Source organism: Nesiotobacter zosterae (assembly GCF_033843645.1).
Lineage (GTDB): Bacteria > Pseudomonadota > Alphaproteobacteria > Rhizobiales > Stappiaceae > Pseudovibrio > Pseudovibrio zosterae.
In genome coordinates this window covers 137,784-158,180 of the sequence record NZ_JAWXVZ010000003.1, presented here as the reverse complement: position 1 = coordinate 158,180, position 20,397 = coordinate 137,784, and the positions used below count along the sequence as shown (strand labels likewise).

Annotated in this window: 19 protein-coding genes; 14 read left to right on the top strand and 5 right to left on the bottom strand. The window is 56.2% G+C overall.

What is annotated here, in order from left to right; all coding sequences use genetic code 11:
• Positions 1–23: 23 nt before the first annotated feature.
• Together Q3Y58_RS05405 and Q3Y58_RS05400 are read left to right on the top strand one after the other, a co-directional pair.
• A complete protein-coding gene (locus Q3Y58_RS05405; RefSeq protein ID WP_319621362.1) occupies positions 24–2,315 on the top strand; it encodes an FdhF/YdeP family oxidoreductase in 2,292 nt (763 codons plus the stop codon).
• On the top strand, positions 2,315–2,611 hold the full coding sequence (locus Q3Y58_RS05400; protein ID WP_319621361.1) for a hypothetical protein: 297 nt from the start codon (positions 2,315–2,317) through the stop codon (positions 2,609–2,611). The genes Q3Y58_RS05405 and Q3Y58_RS05400 overlap by 1 nt, the downstream gene beginning before the upstream one ends.
• Here Q3Y58_RS05400 and Q3Y58_RS05395 read toward each other — a convergent pair.
• Both Q3Y58_RS05395 and Q3Y58_RS05390 read right to left on the bottom strand, forming a co-directional pair.
• Positions 2,608–2,868 carry a hypothetical protein gene (locus Q3Y58_RS05395; protein WP_319621360.1) on the bottom strand — a complete coding sequence of 87 codons (261 nt, stop codon included), beginning with the start codon at positions 2,866–2,868 and terminating at the stop codon, positions 2,608–2,610. The two genes, Q3Y58_RS05400 and Q3Y58_RS05395, sit on opposite strands and share 4 nt — an antisense overlap.
• 134 nt (positions 2,869–3,002) lie before the next feature.
• Positions 3,003–3,461, bottom strand: coding sequence for a nucleoside deaminase (locus Q3Y58_RS05390; protein ID WP_413697785.1), 459 nt, complete (start codon positions 3,459–3,461; stop codon positions 3,003–3,005).
• Between the two features lie 252 nt (positions 3,462–3,713).
• On the opposite strand from Q3Y58_RS05390, the gene Q3Y58_RS05385 reads away from it, so the two are divergent.
• The 7 genes from Q3Y58_RS05385 to Q3Y58_RS05355 all read left to right on the top strand — a co-directional run bounded on the left by Q3Y58_RS05385 (position 3,714) and on the right by Q3Y58_RS05355 (position 11,898).
• A complete protein-coding gene (locus Q3Y58_RS05385) occupies positions 3,714–5,597 on the top strand; it encodes a pseudouridine synthase (protein WP_319621359.1) in 1,884 nt (627 codons plus the stop codon).
• A gap of 3 nt (positions 5,598–5,600) precedes the next feature.
• Complete coding sequence (rsmD, locus tag Q3Y58_RS05380) at positions 5,601–6,158, top strand: 16S rRNA (guanine(966)-N(2))-methyltransferase RsmD (RefSeq protein WP_319621358.1); 558 nt, start codon at positions 5,601–5,603, stop codon at positions 6,156–6,158.
• A 377-nt stretch (positions 6,159–6,535) separates the two neighbouring features.
• On the top strand, positions 6,536–7,843 hold the full coding sequence (locus Q3Y58_RS05375; RefSeq protein WP_319621357.1) for a porin: 1,308 nt from the start codon (positions 6,536–6,538) through the stop codon (positions 7,841–7,843).
• An 818-nt stretch (positions 7,844–8,661) separates the two neighbouring features.
• Positions 8,662–9,987 (top strand): porin, encoded by a 1,326-nt coding sequence (locus Q3Y58_RS05370; protein WP_274219487.1) that lies wholly within the window; start codon positions 8,662–8,664, stop codon positions 9,985–9,987.
• Positions 9,988–10,603: 616 nt separating this feature from the next.
• Complete coding sequence (locus Q3Y58_RS05365; RefSeq protein ID WP_319621356.1) at positions 10,604–10,906, top strand: antibiotic biosynthesis monooxygenase family protein; 303 nt, start codon at positions 10,604–10,606, stop codon at positions 10,904–10,906.
• Position 10,907: 1 nt separating this feature from the next.
• Entirely contained in the window at positions 10,908–11,597 is a 690-nt protein-coding gene (locus Q3Y58_RS05360) for a helix-turn-helix transcriptional regulator (RefSeq protein ID WP_319621355.1), read from the top strand.
• Complete coding sequence (locus Q3Y58_RS05355) at positions 11,587–11,898, top strand: DUF1905 domain-containing protein (protein WP_274219490.1); 312 nt, start codon at positions 11,587–11,589, stop codon at positions 11,896–11,898. The genes Q3Y58_RS05360 and Q3Y58_RS05355 overlap by 11 nt, the downstream gene beginning before the upstream one ends.
• On the opposite strand, the gene mutL is transcribed toward Q3Y58_RS05355, so the two are convergent.
• Entirely contained in the window at positions 11,899–13,845 is a 1,947-nt protein-coding gene (mutL, locus tag Q3Y58_RS05350) for a DNA mismatch repair endonuclease MutL (RefSeq protein ID WP_319621354.1), read from the bottom strand.
• Between the two features lie 169 nt (positions 13,846–14,014).
• Between mutL and Q3Y58_RS05345 the strand changes: the two genes are divergently transcribed.
• The gene (locus tag Q3Y58_RS05345) at positions 14,015–14,875 is read left to right on the top strand and encodes a TIGR01459 family HAD-type hydrolase (RefSeq protein WP_319621353.1); all 861 of its coding nucleotides are present in this window, start codon (positions 14,015–14,017) and stop codon (positions 14,873–14,875) included.
• Positions 14,876–14,952: 77 nt separating this feature from the next.
• Here Q3Y58_RS05345 and Q3Y58_RS05340 read toward each other — a convergent pair whose 3' ends face one another.
• Positions 14,953–15,726 (bottom strand): protein phosphatase CheZ, encoded by a 774-nt coding sequence (locus tag Q3Y58_RS05340; RefSeq protein WP_274219493.1) that lies wholly within the window; start codon positions 15,724–15,726, stop codon positions 14,953–14,955.
• 142 nt (positions 15,727–15,868) lie between these two features.
• The gene (locus tag Q3Y58_RS05335) at positions 15,869–16,252 is read right to left on the bottom strand and encodes a response regulator (RefSeq protein WP_028482492.1); all 384 of its coding nucleotides are present in this window, start codon (positions 16,250–16,252) and stop codon (positions 15,869–15,871) included.
• 285 nt (positions 16,253–16,537) lie between these two features.
• Here Q3Y58_RS05335 and Q3Y58_RS05330 point away from each other — a divergent pair, with 285 nt between their 5' ends.
• From Q3Y58_RS05330 to Q3Y58_RS05315, 4 genes are all read left to right on the top strand, one after another.
• Entirely contained in the window at positions 16,538–16,993 is a 456-nt protein-coding gene (locus tag Q3Y58_RS05330) for a MaoC family dehydratase (RefSeq protein ID WP_319621352.1), read from the top strand.
• Positions 16,994–17,129: 136 nt separating this feature from the next.
• Positions 17,130–18,137, top strand: a complete 1,008-nt coding sequence (locus Q3Y58_RS05325) for a bifunctional riboflavin kinase/FAD synthetase (RefSeq protein ID WP_319621351.1) — start codon at positions 17,130–17,132, stop codon at positions 18,135–18,137.
• 17 nt (positions 18,138–18,154) lie between these two features.
• On the top strand, positions 18,155–19,126 hold the full coding sequence (locus Q3Y58_RS05320) for a DMT family transporter (protein ID WP_319621350.1): 972 nt from the start codon (positions 18,155–18,157) through the stop codon (positions 19,124–19,126).
• Between the two features lie 182 nt (positions 19,127–19,308).
• Positions 19,309–20,253, top strand: a complete 945-nt coding sequence (locus Q3Y58_RS05315; protein ID WP_319621348.1) for a DMT family transporter — start codon at positions 19,309–19,311, stop codon at positions 20,251–20,253.
• Positions 20,254–20,397 lie beyond the last annotated feature (144 nt).

Genomic DNA, 20,397 nt, shown 5'->3' with positions numbered 1-20,397 from the left:
AAGAACAAGCGGGAGGGAACTACATGGCCGATGAGCGGGATCTAAACACCTACAAAGGCCCCGCCGGGGGGTGGGGCGCTCTGAAAAGCGTAGGGCAATCCATCCTGCGGGAAACCGGTGTGGTTTCGGGTGTAAAGACCATGCTCAAGGCCAATCAGCCTGACGGGTTTGATTGCCCCGGTTGCGCCTGGGGGGATCCGGAGCACGGTTCGTCCTTCGAGTTCTGCGAGAACGGGGTGAAGGCGGTCACATGGGAGGCCACGTCCAAGCGGGCAACGCCGGAGCTGTTTGCCCGGCACACCCTTTCCGAGCTGCTGACCTACTCGGATTTCGATCTGGAAAATCAGGGGCGGTTGACAACGCCCCTGCGCTACAATCGCGATACCGACCGTTTTGAGGCGGTGAGCTGGGAAGAGGCCTTTGCGGACATCGGCCGGCAGTTGAAGGCGCTCGCCTCCCCCAATGAGGCGCTGTTTTACACCTCCGGCCGCGCCAGCAACGAAGCGGCCTATCTGTATCAGCTGTTTGGCCGGGTGTTTGGCACCAACAACTTCCCCGACTGCTCCAACCTGTGTCACGAGGCAAGCGGGGTTGCGCTCACCAAGGCCATTGGCGTTGGCAAGGGCACCGTCAAGCTAGAAGACTTTGAGCACGCAGAGGCCATCTTCGTCTTCGGTCAGAATCCGGGCACCAACCATCCGCGCATGCTGGCCGCGCTGAAAGATGCTGCCAAGCGCGGGGCCAAGGTGGTGTCGTTCAATCCGCTGAAGGAGCGTGGGCTGGAGAAGTTCGCCGACCCGCAAGACAAGGCGCAGATGATCGCCCGCGGTTCCACGCCCATTGCCAGCCACTTCTTTGCGCCCAAGCTTGGCGGCGACATGGCGGCGGTGCGCGGCATTGCCAAGGCCGTGTTTGCGCTGGATTACGAGCGTGTGCGCGGCGGCGGGGCGCTGGACCGCGCTTTCCTTGAGGCCCATACGACGGGCCTTGAAGACTATGAGAAAACTCTAGAAGAAACCTCTTGGGCCGAGCTTGAAGACCAATCGGGCCTTACCCGCGAACAGATGGAACAGGCAGCGGTCATCTACGTCCAGTCAGACCGCACCATCATCACCTGGGCCATGGGCATTACCCAGCACAAGCACTCCGTTGACACCATTCGCGAGATTGCCAACCTCCTGCTGCTGCGCGGCAACATTGGCAAACCCGGCGCAGGGGCCTGTCCCGTCCGCGGGCATTCCAATGTGCAGGGCGACCGCACCATGGGCATCACCGAAAAGCCAAACGAGATGTTCCTGCAAGCTCTGGAGCGTTACTTCGGCTTCAAGGCACCGCGAGAGCATGGGGCCGACGCGGTTCAGGCCATCAAGATGATGAGGTCCGGCAAGGCCAAGGTCTTTGTCAGCCTTGGCGGGAACTTTGCCCGCGCCACCCCGGATACCCTGTTGGTGGAAGAGGCCTTGCGGGCCTGCACCCTCACCGTCAACATTGCAACCAAACTGAACCGCAGTCACCTGATGGTGGGCAAGAAGGCCTATGTGCTGCCCTGCCTTGGCCGCACAGAGTTTGACGAACAGGAAGGCGGGCGGCAGATCATCAGCGTGGAAGATTCCATGTCCATGGTGCATTCCTCAGGTGGCATCAATCCCCCTGCCTCACCGGACCTCAAGTCCGAGCCAGCCATTGTTGCGGGCATCGCCAAGGCAACCCTTGGCTCTGATCTGGTGAACTGGGATGAGATGATCGCCGACTACGACAAGATCCGCGACTGCATTTCCGCCACCATTCCCGGCTTCAAGAACTACAACACACGGGTGCGCGAGCCGCGCGGGTTTTATCTTGGCAACACGGCGGCGGAGCACCGCTGGCTCACCTCCACAGGCAAGGCCGAGTTCTCCTCAGCGCCCTTACCGGAGGAAACTGTCTACCAACAGACCCGCAAGGCCAAAGGCAACGCCTTTGTGTTGCAGACCCTGCGCTCCCACGATCAGTACAACACCACCGTTTACAGCGCCAATGATCGCTATCGGGGCGTTACTGGTGAGCGGCTTGTTGTCTTCATGAACCCAAAGGACATGGAGCGTGCAGGCCTTGCGGAAGACGAGCGCGTGGACATGGAAACCATCAGCGAAGACGGGCGCAAGCGCGAGGCACGCGGCTTCAAGGTCGTGCCCTACGACATTCCCGAGGGATGTCTGGCCTCCTATTATCCGGAGACCAACGTTCTGGTGCCGCTCTATGCCACAGGTACGGCGTCAAACACCCCAACCTCCAAATCGATTCCGGTGGTTGTGCGCAAGGCTCAGGGGGGCTGATGGTGACCCCAACTGCTGAAGAAATTGCCGCCCACCTGCCCCAACGCGTGGAAGCGCTCGGACACGCCCTGCCGGACTTGCCCCCACTTCATGTGGTCATTCTGGCACTAGCGGAACTGTTTGGCTCTCTGGATTCCGGGCGTCTTGCGCGGGATCTGGATGAGGCACACGCCCTCGTTCTCAGGGCCATAAACGAGCTTGAAGCCCTGGGATACCTAAAGGCAAGCCAGCAGGATGAGCGCGCGGCGAGAAAAACCATCTCTCTCGCGGCCCCCCTGCCGGCAGATGCCGGTTAAACGCCCACTAGAAACTTGGGTTCGCTGGCACCGCCGTGCTTCCTCATGCGCTCCACGGTTTCTTCCGACATGATGATCTCGTTCAACGCCGCCTGATCGGTGACGGTCATTGACAGGCCGACCTGATTGCCGCCCGCTGGGTCGAGATAGCTGGAAATGTCAGTTGCCACGCTTTTGAAGCGCTCAACACGGGTGTTATGAGCCTCTACCCAGGCCTTGGGGTCTTCAGCCTGCATGGTCACAATCAGTTTCAACATGGTCTTTCCTCCGCGCTTGGTCCTGCGCGCACGGCACAGGGCACATGGAAATTGAAGCTGGCCAATCGTAACGCAACGGAGCTTAAACTCAACTCTACAATGCCCCTAGGGCGCACATTGGGTTGCGCGCAGGCTTAGCGCCGTCCCTCAAAGAAGCGCGTCAGCAACAACGCAGCGTCCTGTTCGGCAAGGCCGCTGTAGACCTCCGGCGCATGATGGCATGTGGCTTGTGTAAAGAATCGAGCCCCGTGATCGACCCCGCCGCCTTTCTCATCTGCGGCCCCATAGTACAAGCGGCGGATGCGGGCAAACGAGATGGCCCCGGCGCACATTGTACAGGGCTCCAACGTCACGTAGAGATCACAGCCTTCCAAGCGCTGAGACTCCAGCTTTGTGCCCGCTTCGCGAATGGCCAGCACTTCAGCGTGGGCGGTTGGGTCGTTGAGTTCCAGCGTGCGGTTTCCAGCGCGGGCAATCACCTCGCCATCCTTGACGATGACACAGCCTATGGGCACTTCACCACGCGCTTCTGCTGCGCGGGCTTCATCCAGGGCCAAATCCATGTAGCCGGAATATCGAGGGCTATTCATCATGGCCGCAAGCTAGCCTGTGTTGAAACCGCTGTCATCAGACACAATTGTTGCAGAACCGCTTACCCCCGTGCATTTTTTGCTTAAATTTGGCCTGTGGCCTTGTGCAACAGTTGCCTTATTTCTTGCGTCTGCTATGACGCGGCGACCACAATTTAAATTCAGGGCACACAGAGCGCAAAGTGGCAGGTTTTATCCTTAGCCAGCGCGGACCCTCTTCGGCCACGGCGGCCAACATTCTAGACAGGCCAGAAAATGACCAAGCGCTTTGACAAGCCAAAAGACAAAGCCAATCGTAAGTCCGACAAACCAGCGGCAGCGAAAAAAGACAACAAGACGAAGGCTGGGAAGCCTGCGGAAACACCTGTAATTTCTGGAGAGCGTATCGCCAAGGCGATTGCGCGCGCTGGTCTGTGTTCCCGCCGTGAAGCAGAAACCTGGATTGAAGCCGGACGCGTCAGTGTCAACGGCACCACTCTGGAAACGCCTGCTTTTACCGTGACCTCCAAGGACAAGGTGCTGGTGGATGGCGAGCCTTTGCCAACCCGTGAGCGCACGCGCCTTTGGCTCTTCCACAAGCCACGCGGCACTGTGACCACCAACAGCGACCCAGAGGGCCGTCAGACCGTTTTTGACGTTCTGCCCAAGGACTTGCCTCGGGTTGTGACCGTTGGACGCCTCGACATCAACACCGAAGGCCTTCTGCTGCTGACCAATGACGGCGGTCTGTCTCGTGTTATCGAACTGCCTCAGACCGGATGGCTGCGCCGTTACCGCGTGCGCGCATTCGGCAAGGTCACTCAGGAACAGCTTGATTCCATCAAGGATGGTGTGGCCATTGACGGCGTACTTTACGGTGCCATCGAAGCCACCCTCGACACCGTTCGCAAGGACAACGTCTGGCTGACACTGGGTCTGCGGGAAGGCAAAAACCGCGAGGTGAAAAAGATCCTCGAGCATCTCGGCCTCTCCGTGAACCGCCTGATCCGTATCTCCTTTGGTCCGTTCCAGCTCGGCGACATTGCCGAAGGTGAAGCGCGTGAAATTCGCGGCCGCGTTCTTCGTGATCAGTTGGGCGAGCGACTCATTTCCGAGGCAGATCTGGATTTCGATGCACCGATCATCCATCAGGCCGATCCGAACAAGGCACAGGACGACAAGTCGAAGCTGGCCAAGAAGAAAAAAGGCGGCACTGGCGGTGGCTGGATGTCCGCTAAAGAAGCAGAGGCCGCCCTTACTGCGCAAAAACGCAAGTCTGAGAAGAAAGCAGCCATGCGCTCCACCCCGGACACGTCCAACAGGGAAGACAATCCGTTTGGGCAGCGTAAGGGTGTATTCAAAGATCGCGCCGAAGGCGGGCGCTCTGAGCGCCATGAAGGTGGCGAACGCAGAGAAAGAAGCGAAGGACAGCGCTTTGAACGCCGCGACGGCGGAGAGCGCGGTGGCAGGTTCGAGCGTGGCGGACGTGATGACCGCCGCTCCGCGCCAAGCCGTTATGGCAGCAATGAGCGGGGCAGCGCCCCAGCCAAGCCGATGCGTGTCTGGTCTTCAGATGGTGCCGAAGCCGAGTACGTTTCACCCAAGCAGGAACGTGACCGCCCGACTGATGAGCCGCGCAAGAACAACGAACGCCGTAGCGGTGTTCGCGCCCAGCGCGGGGGGTTCGATCGTTTGAGCCCAGTGGCTCGCAAAGCCGCAGAAAACGAGGAAGGAACGCAGGAGCGTCGCTCTTTCTCTTCTCCGGCAAGAAAGCGCGGCCCTTCCGGTGACGGACCTAAGACTTATGGCGACCGCGGTGACTCCAGACCACGTGGTCCAGGCGGCCCACGCGGATCTGGCAAGCCGTTTTCAGGCAACCGCTCTGAAAGAGCCCGTTCCGGTGAAGATCGTCCTCGCAGCTCCGGTCGCCCGCAAGGTGGAGATCGCCCTGATGCGCGCTCCGGCGGAGACCGTCCAGGCGGCGGACGGCCTGGAGGCAGTCGCCCCGGCGGCGCTCGTTCTGACGGCGGACGTCCGGGTGGCGCACGCTCTGACAAGCCTTCCTCTGGTCGCAGTGGCCCGGGCCGCTCAGGTCCGAACCGCTCTGGCCCGAACCGCTCTGGCCCGAACCGTTCTGGTCCGCCAAAAGGCAGGAGGTAAGCCTTGCGCGTAGTAGGGGGACGTTTTCGGGGCACGGCTCTTGCCACCCCGAAGACGCAGGAAACACGCCCAACAAGCGACCGCCTGCGTGAAACGATTTTTAATGTACTGGCCCATGCCTTTGACAATCCGGTTCAGGACGCCCGCGTTCTGGACCTTTATGCCGGCACGGGTGCTCTGGGCATTGAGGCCATGAGCCGCGGTGCCCGGTTTTGTACGTTTGTTGAAATGGGCGTTGAAGGACGGGGCCTGATACGCCGTAACGTTGAGGCGACCGGGCTGATGGGTGCAACCAAGATCTTGCGCCGAGACGCTACCGATCTGGGCATTGTTGGCACCATGGAGCCATTCACTCTGGTCTTCATGGATCCGCCCTACCTTAAAGAGCTGGGCGAGGCCGCCTTGGCCAGCGCCATTCCCGGTGGCTGGCTGGCAAAAAACGCCATTGTTGTTTGGGAGGAAGATGTGAAAGCAACACTCCTTCCCCCGGAAGGCTGCGAACTTCTGGACCAGCGCAAACAGGGCGACAGCCAGATAGCGATCTTGCGCTACAACGGCTGAGCCGCCTAATAAATCAGAATGTTAGAAGCGCGCTGTGTGCACAGTGCGCTTTTTTCATAGCGATTCACAGCCCCCAAAATATAAAACACACCCTGGCACTAGTTATTATCTAATATAACAGTAATATTTATGCATTTTATACATATAACACCACAATTAGTTATTATATGTATCTCGCTAGTTTATGACACTACTGTAAATAATTGAAATTACCTCTGAGCTTAATCACCCAAGAATCCCTTTTATATTTACAAGACCCTCATCTCCGACAGAACTAAAGCTGTTTGCAGCGTGAGTAGCGCGCTCCTTGGGGCATGCCTCGCGTCGCTGAACCTTTGGTGAGTTCTGAACCTCACATTTGAGATCGGAGAATATAGATGCGCCATATTGCTTCAGGCGTCGCTGCGCTAGCTCTCGTTCCCATGAGCGCCCAAGCGGCAGACCTGCCTATTGCAGACCCTGTAGAGTATGTACAGATCTGTGATGCATACGGAACCGGCTACTTCTTCATTCCGGGCACTGAAACGTGCCTGCGTATCCGTGGCCGGGTTCGTGCAGAGTATCGCTTCAACAACTTCGGCGATGCACCGAATGACTGGGATCGCCGCAGCGAGAACGACACTTCCACCCGTGCCCGTGGGTATTTGCGCCTCGATGCGCGCACACAAACGGAGTACGGCATGCTGCGAACCTACATTGACATGTTCGCGACGGTGGATACGCCGGGCTTCGCGAGCGGCGACGGGACTGTTGTTGACCGTCCATCCAACGACGACGATGAAGGTTCATTCGGGTCTGAAGGCGATACCGAACTGGAACTCGACTACGCCTTTATTCAGTTTGGCGGCCTTACAGTGGGTAAAGCCCAGTCCTTCTATGATTTCTGGACGGGCTATACCTACGGTGCGATTACGGCGGTTGCCTATTCCGATGAGAAGCCATGGATTGCCGGGTACACGGCGGATTTTGGCAATGGCTTTTCCGCGAGCATCTCCGTTGAGGATCGCACCTACAGAGACCAGGACCTGTTTGTGGGCTCTTATCTGAATGAGGACCCGGACTACTCTCAAAACTATGGCGGCCATCGCTTCCCTGAACTGGTTGGTAACTTCCGGGTTGATCAAGGCTGGGGTAGCGCTCAGATCATGGGTGCCGTTCGCGAGGTTCGCTATCTTTCCTCCATTCCTGATGGCGAAGTCGGCTTTGCCATCGGCGGTGGCGTTGAGGTCAACATTCCTTACCTTGGCGAAAGCCAGGCAGCGCTGCAGGCAACCTATGCCGACGGGGCTCTTGGTTATGTACACAGTGACTGGGGTGGAGATGTTTTTGATGCCAGCTCCGTCTTCCCAACAGGCGGCGTCGGCTCGACGCTTCGCGGCGACGGTACGGGTGAAGGCTGGTCTGTTGCAGGGGGCATCATCACCGAGTGGAGCCCGCAGTTCTATTCCGCTCTGGAACTGTCTTACGCAGAAGCCGACAACAAGCTCTACTGGGATGTGGATCAGTTCGACATTCAAGGTGTGATCGGCTGGACCCCCGTCTCAGGTTTCGAAATTGGGACGGAAGTGGGCTATCGGAATATCGAGTACAGCAGCGCAACCGCTCCCAATGGCGTGGATCCAATTTCCTCGCCGCGAGATCAGGACATTTGGACCTGGCTCATTCGCGTACAGCGGGACTTCTAGTCGTCCCTCTGGTTAGTATTTGGCGCAAGAGAAGGGTCATGGCTTGCTGTGGCCCTTCTTTCTGTATCTCAGACTTCATTTCAGAGCATGAGGGAGGGGCGAGCATTGACGCCTCTCCCGCCACAGCGCGCCAGAAGGCCCAGCGCACCCAACCAACGATGCCGCCTCAGAACGCCCTCCTGCGCGCCCTTTGCGCTGAAACCCGCCCCGACAACGCTCGCAATGTCAGTTTCGTGCAAACCAACGCAAACCAACGCAGCGCATAACGCAGCCAACAGCGGTCACTTATCCCCCTTCGCCCCCTCTCCCACGCCCAACTGGCATCGACAAAACAGAACTCTCATCATTAGATTATTACTTACCATCTACTTTTAATTAGTTTCTTTTTACATGTATAATCAACACCGACCGATTCACAGGAGCGACTCGCCATCATCGAATGATTCTGGATTTTGGGGCTGAAACTCTGCTGAGCAGGCCAAATCGGATGGGCGGCCTACTCCCTACTGTTTTCATTTAATAACAACAGGTTAATTCAAACATGAGGCACCCCTAATCATCCTATTAGGTAGTATTTACAGTTTAGCCAAAAAACCGTTGCAGGAATGAAACAGCACCCCACTCAACATCACTTACCCTGCGTTATTTTTGGCGCGGTTATTGATGATTAAGAGCTAAAGTGCAATCAATTGGCGCAGGGAATTCGCGTATTACAATAAAAATATGGTTTGCTTAGGCAGCAATTCGGCAGCTCTAAGTATAACGTGATTTTTACCTAGTAAAAGGAGTGGGTAAGAACCCAAACCAGGAGTCGAATAATGCGCCAACTTACACTCACTACAGCTGCACTCGTCATGGGTGCCGTTCCGGCTTTTGCGGCGGATTTGCCCGTCGCTCCCGAGCCAATCGACTATGTCCAGATCTGTGATGCTTACGGAACTGGCTATTTCTTCATCCCGGGCACGGAAACATGTTTGCGTATCCGCGGTCGTGTTCGTGCGGAATATCGTTGGAATGACTTCGGTGACGAGCCCAATAACTGGGATCGCCGTACGGAGAACGATACTTCTACACGTGCTCGTGGTTACTTGCGTATGGATGCTCGCACTCAGACGGAATATGGTCTGCTCCGTGCTTACATTGATATGTTTGCAACCGTTGACACACCAGGCTTTACCGGGAACGACGATGACGTCGTTGACCGTCCATCCAATGACAACGCAGACGGTTCCTTTGGTTCCGAAGGCGACACGTCGCTCACTCTGGACTACGCGTTTGTTCAGTTTGGCGGCCTGACAGTTGGTAAAGCGAAGTCGTTCTTCGACTTCTGGACCGGTTATGCCTACGGTGCCATCACAACAGTTGCCTACTCCGATGAAAACCCATGGGTTGCCGGTTACACGGCAGACTTCGGAAACGGCTTCTCCGCATCTATCGCGGTTGAAGATCGCGCCTTCCGTGAGCAGGGTCTCTATGTGGGTTCCTACCTGTTCCCGCAGCCTGCAGGTGCTGACATCTACAGTCAGGGCTACGGCGGTCACCGCTGGCCTAGCTTCGTTGGTAACTTGCGGGTTGACCAAGGTTGGGGTAGCGCGCAGTTGATGGGTGCCGTCCAGGAAATCCGCTACCTCTCGTCCGTTGCTGACGGTGAAGTGGGCTGGGCAATTGGTGCCGGTGTGGAGTTTGATCTCTCCGACTTCCTGTCTGGCTCCTTCTTCGCCTTGCAGGGTGCCTACGCTGACGGCGCACTGGGTTACATCCACAGTGACTGGGGCGGAACGGTGTTTGACGCTACGGACGTGTTCCCAACCGGGCTTGGTGGCGAATCTGACCGTCGTCGCGCTGATACGTCTGAGGGCTGGTCCATTGCAGGTGGTATCTTCACCGAGTGGACTCCAGAGTGGAACTCCGCACTGCAGCTTTCCTATGCTGAAGCTGACAACGCGAACTTCTACGACTTCGAGCAGTTCGACTTGAACGCGAAGATCGGTTGGACGCCGGTCAGCGGCTTCGAAATCGGTACGGAGCTTGGATATCGTAACGTTTCCTTCGATAACGCGGTATCTCCACGCGGATCTGACCTGGAAACACCGGATGACAACGACATCATCACAGTACTCATCCGAGTTCAAAGGGACTTCTGAGGCCACTTAGCAGAACCCGTCAGCCGCGCAGCATCCGTTGCGCGGCTGAAAACGTTTGTACCCTGAGGCTGCCGCTCATCAGCGACATCTCTCACCGGTGGCGCCATGCCAGCCCCCTTCCAAGTAGCGGCTCTACGGCCACTTCGCCCCTTGATGCGGACCTGAATCTCCTGTGTATCTGGATGGCACGAGCCTTTGTTTTTCATGACTTTCCTCTCCCGCTTGCCCGCTCCTGGTAGGTTTAAACTCTGCGAAGAAGTCTGCTCGCTCTTTCCGCAAGGGGGATTAGTTTTTCGCGGGAGCCGGCCACAACTCGGGGGCTACTGTGAAAGTGCAGGGAGCAACACCCGTGCACGCTGGCATTCACGATGAGCCTATTTCCTGCTGGTAAACCATTGAGACTGAACTTCTCTCTGCGTTTTTCACAACCTGATCGCGTTCTTCCCGCATCCACGCCCCCCCACGCCCCGCTGCTGGCATCGCTTATTGTGCATCTCCGGTTCAACTGCCTTTCCCGCGCACAGAAATCAGCGCACGGGAACAAGTCTACTGACAATACCTGTCAGTTGGGCCATGCTAGGTCTTTGTCATCACCAGCCCAGCAGGAGGATTAGAGATGACAAAGCAGGCATTGGAAGTTGTTGAGTTCAAACTGAAAGAGGGGGCCAACCGAGAGGCTTTTATGGCGGCAGCACACAAAACAGAAGCGTTCGTTCGCGGCCTTGATGGTTTTGTGAACCGCACGCTATCGTGTAGCGCGGATAACACTTGGCTGGATGTCGTTGAGTGGCGAGACATGGCTGCGGCCAAGGAAGCTGGAAAGAAGTTCATGGCCTGCGAACATGTAGTGGAATTCTGCTCTTTCATCGACATGGATAGCACCCGAATGCAGCACCTCAGCACGCACATGAAGATGTAGAATGCGCAAAGTTGATCGCCTTTTTGAAATCATTCAGCTTTTGCGCGGTCAACGCTTGCGAACAGCCGAGTTCATCGCCGGTGAGCTCGGCGTTTCTGTCCGTACGGTTTATCGAGACATTCAGGCGCTCATAGCCTCCGGCATTCCAATTGAAGGGGCAAGAGGCGTTGGCTACCTCATCCAGCAGCCCATTGAACTCCCACCCCTCCATTTTACGGCTTTAGAGCTGAAAGCAATACAGCTTGGACTTGATATGGCACGCGCTGCTGCAGATGCCGAAATTGCCAAGGCTGCGCAGGAAGCTGCCATCAAGGTTGCCGATGCCCTTCCCTCTTCCTCCGGCCAGCGACAATTGCCGCAGGCCGGCAGTGTCTATTTCCTCACCGCCGAGGAGACGAAAGCAACGCTGCTGCTTCTTCGCAACGCCATCGAACGCAAAGAGTGTATAGAGGTCACATACTCTGATGCTGCGGGCGGTTTGACACAACGCCGGATCAGACCACTTGGGCTCGAATACTGGGGAAGCGTCTGGACCGTGACCGCATGGTGTGAGCTACGCGATGATTTTCGCGTGTTTCGCGCCGATCGCATCATGAACTCTACTGAAACAGGTGAGGTCTTCCGAGATGAAAAAGGTAAGACCTACCGAGACTACACTGCTTTGATGGAAGCCCGTTTACATGCTCGATGAGAAGTTCCATTTCACGGCACCTCTATGGATTGCCAGCACGCAGAAAGCCACTTGGCATTTCATCACCCTGCCGAAGGACCGTGCCGATCAAATAAGGTTCATGGCCGGGGATAACGCACGCGGCTGGGGCTCAGTCCCTGTGACAGTCACCATTGGCGGAACATCTTGGAAAACCTCAATCTTTCCCGACAAGAAGCAGGAAAGCTACATACTTCCCATCAAAGCCGAAGTCCGAAAAGTGGAAGGCATCACCACAGGAGACGAAGTGAGGGTCCACATCGCCCTGCATCTGGACGCTTGACTACGAGCGACCAAACAGCCGCTCGATGTCACTAAGCTTCAACTCAATCCAAGTGGGACGGCCATGGTTGCATTGCCCAGATTTTGGCGTGACCTCCATCTCGCGGAGCAGAGCGTCCATCTCTTCGGGACGCATTCGACGACCCGCGCGCACCGACCCATGACAGGCCATTGTGGCAGCCACCAGGTCCAGCTTCTCCCGCAAGCGAGATGAGGCTTCCCATTCAGCAAAGTCGTCCGCCAAATCCTTGACCAACGCCTTGATGTTAAGGCGCTTCAGCATGGCAGGCGTTTCGCGTACGGCGATGGCACCCGGTCCAAAGCGCTCGAGCACAAGGCCAACCTCTTCCAGTTCAGGTGCTCGCTCTTCCAGAAGTGAGACCTCATCTTCAGGCAACTCGACAATCTCAGGAATGAGCAGCAGCTGGCGCGCCACAGCATCTTTGGCCAGGTCTGCTTTCAGGCGTTCATAGACGAGCCTCTCGTGGGCAGCATGCTGATCCACAATCACCAAGCCGTCTTTGGTCTGCGAAATGATATAGGTCTCATGCAGCTGGGCACGAGGGGCTCCAAGCGGGAAGGCTTCGCGGTCTACTGGCAGTTCGTGGTCATGAGCCCGAGCATCTGCGGAGGGTTGGGTGACCGCATCAAACCGGGCCTGCTCTTCCTGCAAACCCGGCGCAACATGAGCGTCGCTGCCCTCCTCAGCCGAGAAGAAAGAAGATTGTGTGCCCGCTGCCTCAGCTGGCATCACATCTGCTGCGGGGCCGGGCGCTGGCTCTGCAGGCCTGAAATCAGACTGCTGCCAAGTGTAGTCGCGAGGGGCAAAGTTTTCCCGTGGAGGGCGATAGGTACTGGCCCCGGAATGAGAGCGCATGGGTGCGGTACCTGCACCGCCGCCCATGGGACGAATGGCATCAACAGCTGACTGGGTATTGGCCGAAGACGCACGGTGTCCAGAGGCCAGAAACGCGTGGCGTAATGCGCCCACCAGAAGACCACGCACCAGCTGACCATCACGAAAACGCACATCTGCCTTCGCTGGATGCACGTTCACATCAACATGGTGAGGGTCGAGGTCAATATTGAGCACAACAACGGGATGACGGTCACGTGCGAGCACATCCGAATAGCCCGCTCGCAATGCCCCGAGCAACAACTTGTCTCGCACAGGACGCCCATTCACAAAGAAGAACTGATGCTGCGCGTTGGCGCGGTGAAAGGTGGGCAGGCCTGCAAACCCGTAGAGATGCACACCCTCGCGTTCGGCGTCAATTTCCAGCGCGTTCTTGGTAAAGTCTGCGCCTAGAATCTGTCCGATCCGCGCAAGGTGCGCGTTTTCACCCTGACAGGCTGGATATTCAACGGCCCGGCGGTCTGGCCCGGCCAAAGAGAACCGAATGCCGGGATTGGCAAGCGCCACTCGCTTGACCACCTCCGTTATGGCCATGGCCTCAGCACGGTCAGTCTTCAGGAACTTCAAGCGAGCTGGAACGGAAAAGAACAGGTCTTTCACTTCAACCCGCGTTCCCTGATTCAGCGCTGCAGGCGTCACCTCGCTGTTTTTGCCGCCGTTCACCTCAATCTTCCAGCCATGCGGCTCACTTTGATGCCGGGTGGAAATCTCAAGTTTGGCCACGGAGCCTATGGAGGGCAACGCCTCTCCCCTGAACCCCATGGTCTTGATCAGCATGAGATCATCTTCCGGCAGCTTTGAGGTGCAGTGACGCTGAACGGCAAGTGAGAGATCTTCCTGCGTCATACCGGAACCGTTATCGGTGATCCGCATAAGGCTCTTGCCCCCCGCAGCGGTAACCACCTCGATACGGGTTGCGCCCGCATCGACCGCGTTTTCAACCAGCTCCTTGATCACGCTGGCAGGGCGCTCGATCACCTCCCCTGCAGCAATTTTATTGATCACAGTATCACTGAGCTGTCTAACGGCCATTCTCACTCCGGATGCTTCACTTGGGTTCGCTGCGGGCTGGACATTAGCTTGTGTCTCGGTTACCGCAGGTGTGCTGTTGCTCAAAACTCCCGGGCTGACCATTCGGGCAAGGTTCGGGATATCTCAAAAAAGTTCAAGTCCAGATGACGTCTGGCTCAGGAGCGTGTACATGTCCCCAATCCCTTTGATTAACGGTTTCTCCGAGATCTGTGAAGCGTATGACGGCGTTCTTTGCGATGTGTGGGGCGTTCTACACAACGGACAGCGGCCACGTCGCGGGGTGGTTGAAGCGCTGACCCGATATCGGGAGGAAAAGGGCGGCAAAGTGGTGCTGATTACCAACGCCCCGCGCCCGGACACGCACATTGCGGAGCACCTGGCTGAAATGGGTATTCCGGACAGCGTTTATGACGACATAACCAGTTCAGGCGATGTGGTCCGCCAGCACCTGATCGACAGCGCGCCGAAGAAAGTGTTTCACATTGGCCGCGACGACAACCTCGCCCACTATACCGATCTGCCCGTAACCTTCACGGAACAGGACGAAGCTGAGCTGATCCTGTGCACGAGTCTCTACGACCGGCGCGTGGAAGAGCCTGAGCACTACCGCCCCCTGTTTGAAGAGCTGTTAAAGTCCGAGCTGCCGTTTTTGTGCGCCAACCCGGATGTGGTTGCCGAGCAGGGAGACAAGCTGGTGTGGTGCGCAGGCGCTCTGGCACAGCTTTACAGCCAAATGGGCGGCACCTCGATCATCATGGGCAAGCCTTATGCCCCAATCTATGATCTTGCAAAGCGCAAGCTGAATGCAGTGGCCGGCAAGCAGATCGCGCCGGATCGCATTCTGGCCATTGGCGACGGCATGCCAACGGACATCAAGGGCGCCAATGCTCAAAATCTGGATGTGCTGTTTGTGAGCCTCGGTATCCATGCAGAGGAACTGGGTGAGGAGCACTCGGCTGATGATGTGATGAAGCTGCTTGGCGACAGCGGCTTGACAGCCAAGGCCGCCATACCGCGCTTGGTGTGGTGAGGCTTCCACAGTGAGCTGAAACGAACAACGGCGCCAAAGGGCGCCGATTTTCGTCTATCAAAATGATCGATGAACTTTTAGGGAAAGAGCTTGTCGATATCGTCCTGACTGGTTCCATCAGTAGATTTTTCTGTCGCCCCTGACGCATCCCCATTCAGCAGGGCGTCAATGTCATCCTGCGAAACCCCCTCACCCTCGTGCTGAGGTCCATGAAGAATGAGCTCTCGGGCGCGGCGCTCTTCCGCGGTTTCTTCAATGAGGTGCTCTTCCTGTTCAGCGGCAAGACGCATTTCCTCAATGAACTTGGACACACGCTGCTCAATGAAGTTGAGTGTGCTCACCACCTTCGAAATGCGCTGACCGGTTATGTCCTGAAATGCGCAAGCTTCAAAGATGTCCATGACCTGCTTGGTCACCAGCTCTTGATAGGCGTCATGGTCGGACGGGTCGGCGGCCATGATTGATTCCGCCGCCTCCATGATGGAGTTGGTTGCCTCTTCTGTAGAAGTGACAATAGCGTCCAATTCGCGGCCGGCTTCGGGAATGCGATTATGCTTCATGTCGGAAACACGAAGGCGGCCGATTTCGTCCTTCATCCGCTTGATTTCGGTACTGATCGCCGAAAATTCATTGGTGATGGACGGTCTGGATGTATGGACGGCCTCTCTGATGGAGGATGCCATGATTTCCGCCAAATGGATCACGTCATTCAACGTGATCTCGGCATTGCGCATCCGTGTATCTTCCAGAAAATTGATTACACTTTGCACATCGGCTTTTTTTAGTGCCATGCCACTGGTTCCCGGTATTGCAGCGCTCATCAGGACGCACGTGTCCTGTTCTGTTTCCATCCTTCCCCACCCACATGGGATCAAAGATGGTTGCAGCACAGCTGTGTCATCTTAAAGTCACCGCGGCCAGGTCACGCATCAACCGCGCCACTACGCCGGCGCGTGACCTCTCATTTAAACCACTTGTGAAACGAGAGGTCGCCTATTCGGCGAACACTGCCTCGATCTTGCCTTTCAAGGTCTGAGCGTTAAACGGCTTAACGATGTAGTTGTTCACGCCAGCCTTTTTGGCCGCGATAACGTTCTCAGTCTTGGATTCGGCAGTTACCATGATGAATGGCGTTTTGCTCAGATTTGCGTCTTGACGCACCTGCTTGAGCAACTCGTAGCCGGTTACTGGCTCCATGTTCCAGTCAGAAATCACCAGGCCATACCGACGCTGCTTCATCTTTTCAAATGCTTCAGCTCCATCCGCCGCATCATCGATATCGCTGAAGCCAAGCTGCTTCAGCAAGTTACGGATGATCCGAATCATGGTCTTGTAATCATCAACAACCAAAATTGGCATCTGAAGATCAAGTGCCATGTATCTCTCCATGTTGTCAGCTGGGCCTGCTTGCCCGTCGCACTACCACTCGGCTAGTCGGCGGTGCAGCTCTGGTCCTTCTACGTAGGTTCTACGTAATTTCAAGGACAGATCCGCCGACCTGCTCTCTTGTCAACTATCACCCGCCTCTGAAGGTTAGGTTAATATTACAATTGCAGCCATTCCACGGTTTAAAGCAATTGCAGTTTATTAACAGGCGGCGTAAGGTGCTCATGCTGCACTGCAACATATTACATTTCCCCAACCGAACCCAGAGGTTCCCCGATGCTAAATCTACGCGCTTTGTCCTTCGAGGATTTGTATGTCGGCATGTCAGAGGAGCTGGTAAAAACCGTTAGCTCACAAGACATTGTCGGATTTGCTCAGGTCTCAGGTGATCGTAATCCTATTCATCTATCTCAACATTTTGCGGCCAAAACCCCATTTAAAACGCGTATTGCGCATGGGCTTTACACCGCGAGCCTTATCTCAGCCATACTTGGCACACGCCTTCCGGGGCCCGGTGCTATTTATTTATCTCAAACTCTAAATTTTAAGGCACCTGTCCACATTGGAGATGAGATTCACGTGGTCGTGACCGTAGCTGAGCTCATCGAAAAGGGGCACCGGGCGCGACTCAATTGTACCTGTACAGTTGGCGATACTGTGGTGCTCGAGGGCGAAGCGCTTGTAAAAGTGCCGCTTGCGGAACACACCCCGGAAAAGCATAAGGACCACTAGGGCCTCGATTCCGGTTCTTGATGGTCTGGACTTGCTCTTTTGAGAGCATCTTGGCATTTGGTGATGCTTGACGGATGAACGCCCATCCGTCATGTGTCGCCAGTAACAAACATTGTAGAACCGGGACCCGTTCTTCATGAATGATGCGCTCGCAACGTCGAAGCCCTTTCATCACATTACAGACCTCAACGCCTTTCCGCAGGGCCTGAAGGGTGGCGTAGTCGCCATAGGAAACTTTGATGGCGTACACCGAGGCCACCGGTCCGTGCTGCAAATGGCGTTGGATGAAGCCGCGCGGCGTGGTGTTCCCGCCCTGGTGATGACCTTTGAGCCGCATCCTCGGACATTCTTCAAGCCATCCGCCCCTGTTTTCCGGCTAACGCCAAGTCACGCGAAGGCCGAGATTCTGAAATCGCTCGGCTTTGATGGCATGATCGAGCTGCCTTTCACCAAAGAATTTGCCAGCATGAGCGCAGATGCGTTTGTATCCGACATACTGGTCGACGCGCTTGGCATCAGCGAAAGCATTACCGGATACGACTTCCACTTCGGCAAGGCCCGTCAGGGAACACCGGAATTTTTGCGCTCTGCGGGCGAGGCCAATGGCTTTTCCGTTCGCATTGTAAGTGCGCAGGAAGATGAAGGCGGCGAGGCAATTTCCTCTTCTCGCGTGCGCGCGGCTCTAGCGGAAGGTGACCTGGCGCTTGCCAATGGTCTGCTGGGCTATCGCTACTTTGCTGAGGCTGTAGTTCAACACGGTGCGAAGCGCGGACGAGAACTGGGCTATCCGACCGCCAACCTGCCTCTTGCGGAAAACTCAGAGCTCAAACAAGGCATTTACGCGGTTCAGGTCAAAATCGACGGAAAGATCCATCCGGGTGTCGCTTCGTTTGGCCGCCGTCCCACCTTCGATGATGGTGCCCCGCTTTGCGAGGTGCATGTCTTTGACTTTTCCGGCGACCTTTATGGCAAGACGCTAACCGTCTACTTCATTGGTTTCATTCGCTCCGAAATGAAGTTTGATGGAGTAGATGCGCTCATTGCGCAAATGCACAAGGACAGTGCTGAGGCACGCGCCATGATTGAAAGCATGCGCACCCTCTCTGATCTGGATACAACGCTTCATTTCCAAGACACCCCCTAGCCCTCTCAGGAAACCCGATGGCCGCAAACCAATCCCACAATCAGCAGGCAGGCCATCTGAATCCGTCCCTTGAGGGGGTGTTGCTCATGCTGGCTGGGCTCTTTGTCCTTTCTGTCTCAGACGGCATGGTGAAGTATCTTGCACAAACTTTCTCGCCGTTGACCATTGCGGCCTGCCGATTTTCCATGCAGGTGTTGATCGTATGGGCCATCGCCTCTTTCAAGGGGTCTGACCTGCGCGGTCTGATCAAAGAATTTTCCTGGCCGCAAGTCCTTCGGGGCGTGTTTCTTGTGCTGGCCTCCTTGCAGATAATCGTTGCTTTCAAGGTGATGCCACTCACAGACGTGATTGCAATTTTCTTCATTCAACCCATGGTGCTGACCATCCTTTCAGCGGTGGTTTTGAAGGAAGACGTTGGACCAAGGCGCTGGATCGCTGTTCTGATGGGATTTGTGGGCATTATGGTCATCGTACGTCCCGGCTCTGGCATCTTTGGCGCCTATGCGCTGCTGCCAATTGGAGCGGCCACGTGTTTTGCACTCTACCTGATGGTGACACGCAAGCTCTCAGGGCAAGCATCCCTGATGGGCGCGCAGTTTGTCATTGGCGTCACCGGGTCTGTCATCGTGATCCCCCTTTTGATCTTGGGTTCGATTTTTGGGATAACAGAAACTCCGATACTCTCCAGCGCCGCCGGCATTGAAGAACTCTGGCTACCACTCACGCTTCTCGGCTTGCTGGCTTTCGTTGGCATGTTTGGTCAGGGCCTGATTATCACGGCTTTCGAGCGGGCTCCAGCTTCGTTGCTGGCGCCGCTCAACTATGCCGAGATCATTTCTGCATCGCTGATCGGCTACGTTTTCTTCAACGAAGTCCCAGATGCCATGGTGTGGCTCGGCGTCTCCATCCTTGTCGCCAGCGGCATTTATCTGGCGCACCGTGAACGCGCCGCTGCAAACGCCGCTCGCAGAGCACTTAATAAGTCATAGCAGATCAGATCCCCCAAACGCACAGCTCCTTTTCGGGGCATCAGCCCTGATATTTCAACAGAGCTGCTATGCGCTTTTCTTCTTCTCTTGCTTTCACCGTGGATCTTAGGCACATGCTAAGGCATTGCTGAGTTCATGCAGTGCTGTCTAAGAAGGGTGCTGTATCACTTTCAGGTTGCCCCATGACACTTTCAAGTTCCGCTCCTGCAAAGGGGGCACCGACCGCGTCTGCATTTACAGGCATGCTGCTGATGACTGGGGGCATGATGATCCTGCCTGCCATGGATGGCACGGCCAAATATCTGGCACACTATGTCTCCCCCGTTCAGGTGTCCTTCATACGCTTCTTGTTGCAGGGGGTGTTTGCGCTGGCCATCGCTCTGATCATGGGCCGCAGCTTCGGTTCCATGATGAAAGAGTTTGACCGCGGCCAAATGCTGCGCGGATTGTTCCTTGCGATTGGTTCCTTGTTTTTTTTCAGCGCCGTTAAATACATGCCGCTTGCTGATGCCATCGCGATCTTTTTTGTTCAGCCCATGATCCTGACCATGCTCTCTGCCGTGTTCTTGAAAGAACAGGTTGGCGTTCGCCGCTGGTCAGCGGTGGGCATCGGCCTGATTGGTGCGCTGATCATCATAAGACCGGGGTCAAATGCCATTGGCCTTTACTCCCTCTTACCGCTGATCGCAGCAACCTCTTTTGCCATCTACCTGATGTTGACCCGCAAGTTGTCGGGCACAGCCAGCCTGCTTGGCACGCAGTTCACAACAGGTTTTACAGGTGCCTTTGTCCTTGGCCCGCTGGTCCTTGTCTCAACACTGTTCGGCTTTGAACCGGCAGCGTGGACCACGCCTGCCTTGGAACTTGTACCGCTGTTCCTGCTTGTCGGCGCAATTTCACTGGTATCCCATGGGCTCATTGTGATGGCCTTTGAACGGGCCCCCGCCTCCGTGCTTGCCCCGCTCAACTATGTTGAGATTGTAAGCGCGACCCTGATTGGCTTCATTGTCTTTGGGGATGTCCCAGAACCAATTGTTTGGTGCGGTGTCGCGCTGATCGCTGGCGGAGGCATTTACATTGCGCACCGAGAGCGGGTGACCGCAAAGCGGGAAGCGGGAAGCGGGTAAGCAGTAGCTCGGATTATCGATCTTGTAGTTGATGTTTCCTTGGCAAGCCTTTGAGATCTGCGATGGAGGAAATCTTTGGCTTGGGGAAGTCAGCCCTTTATTCTGGCCAAAATCACTGCTAAATGCTCTGATCATGTTGCGTGA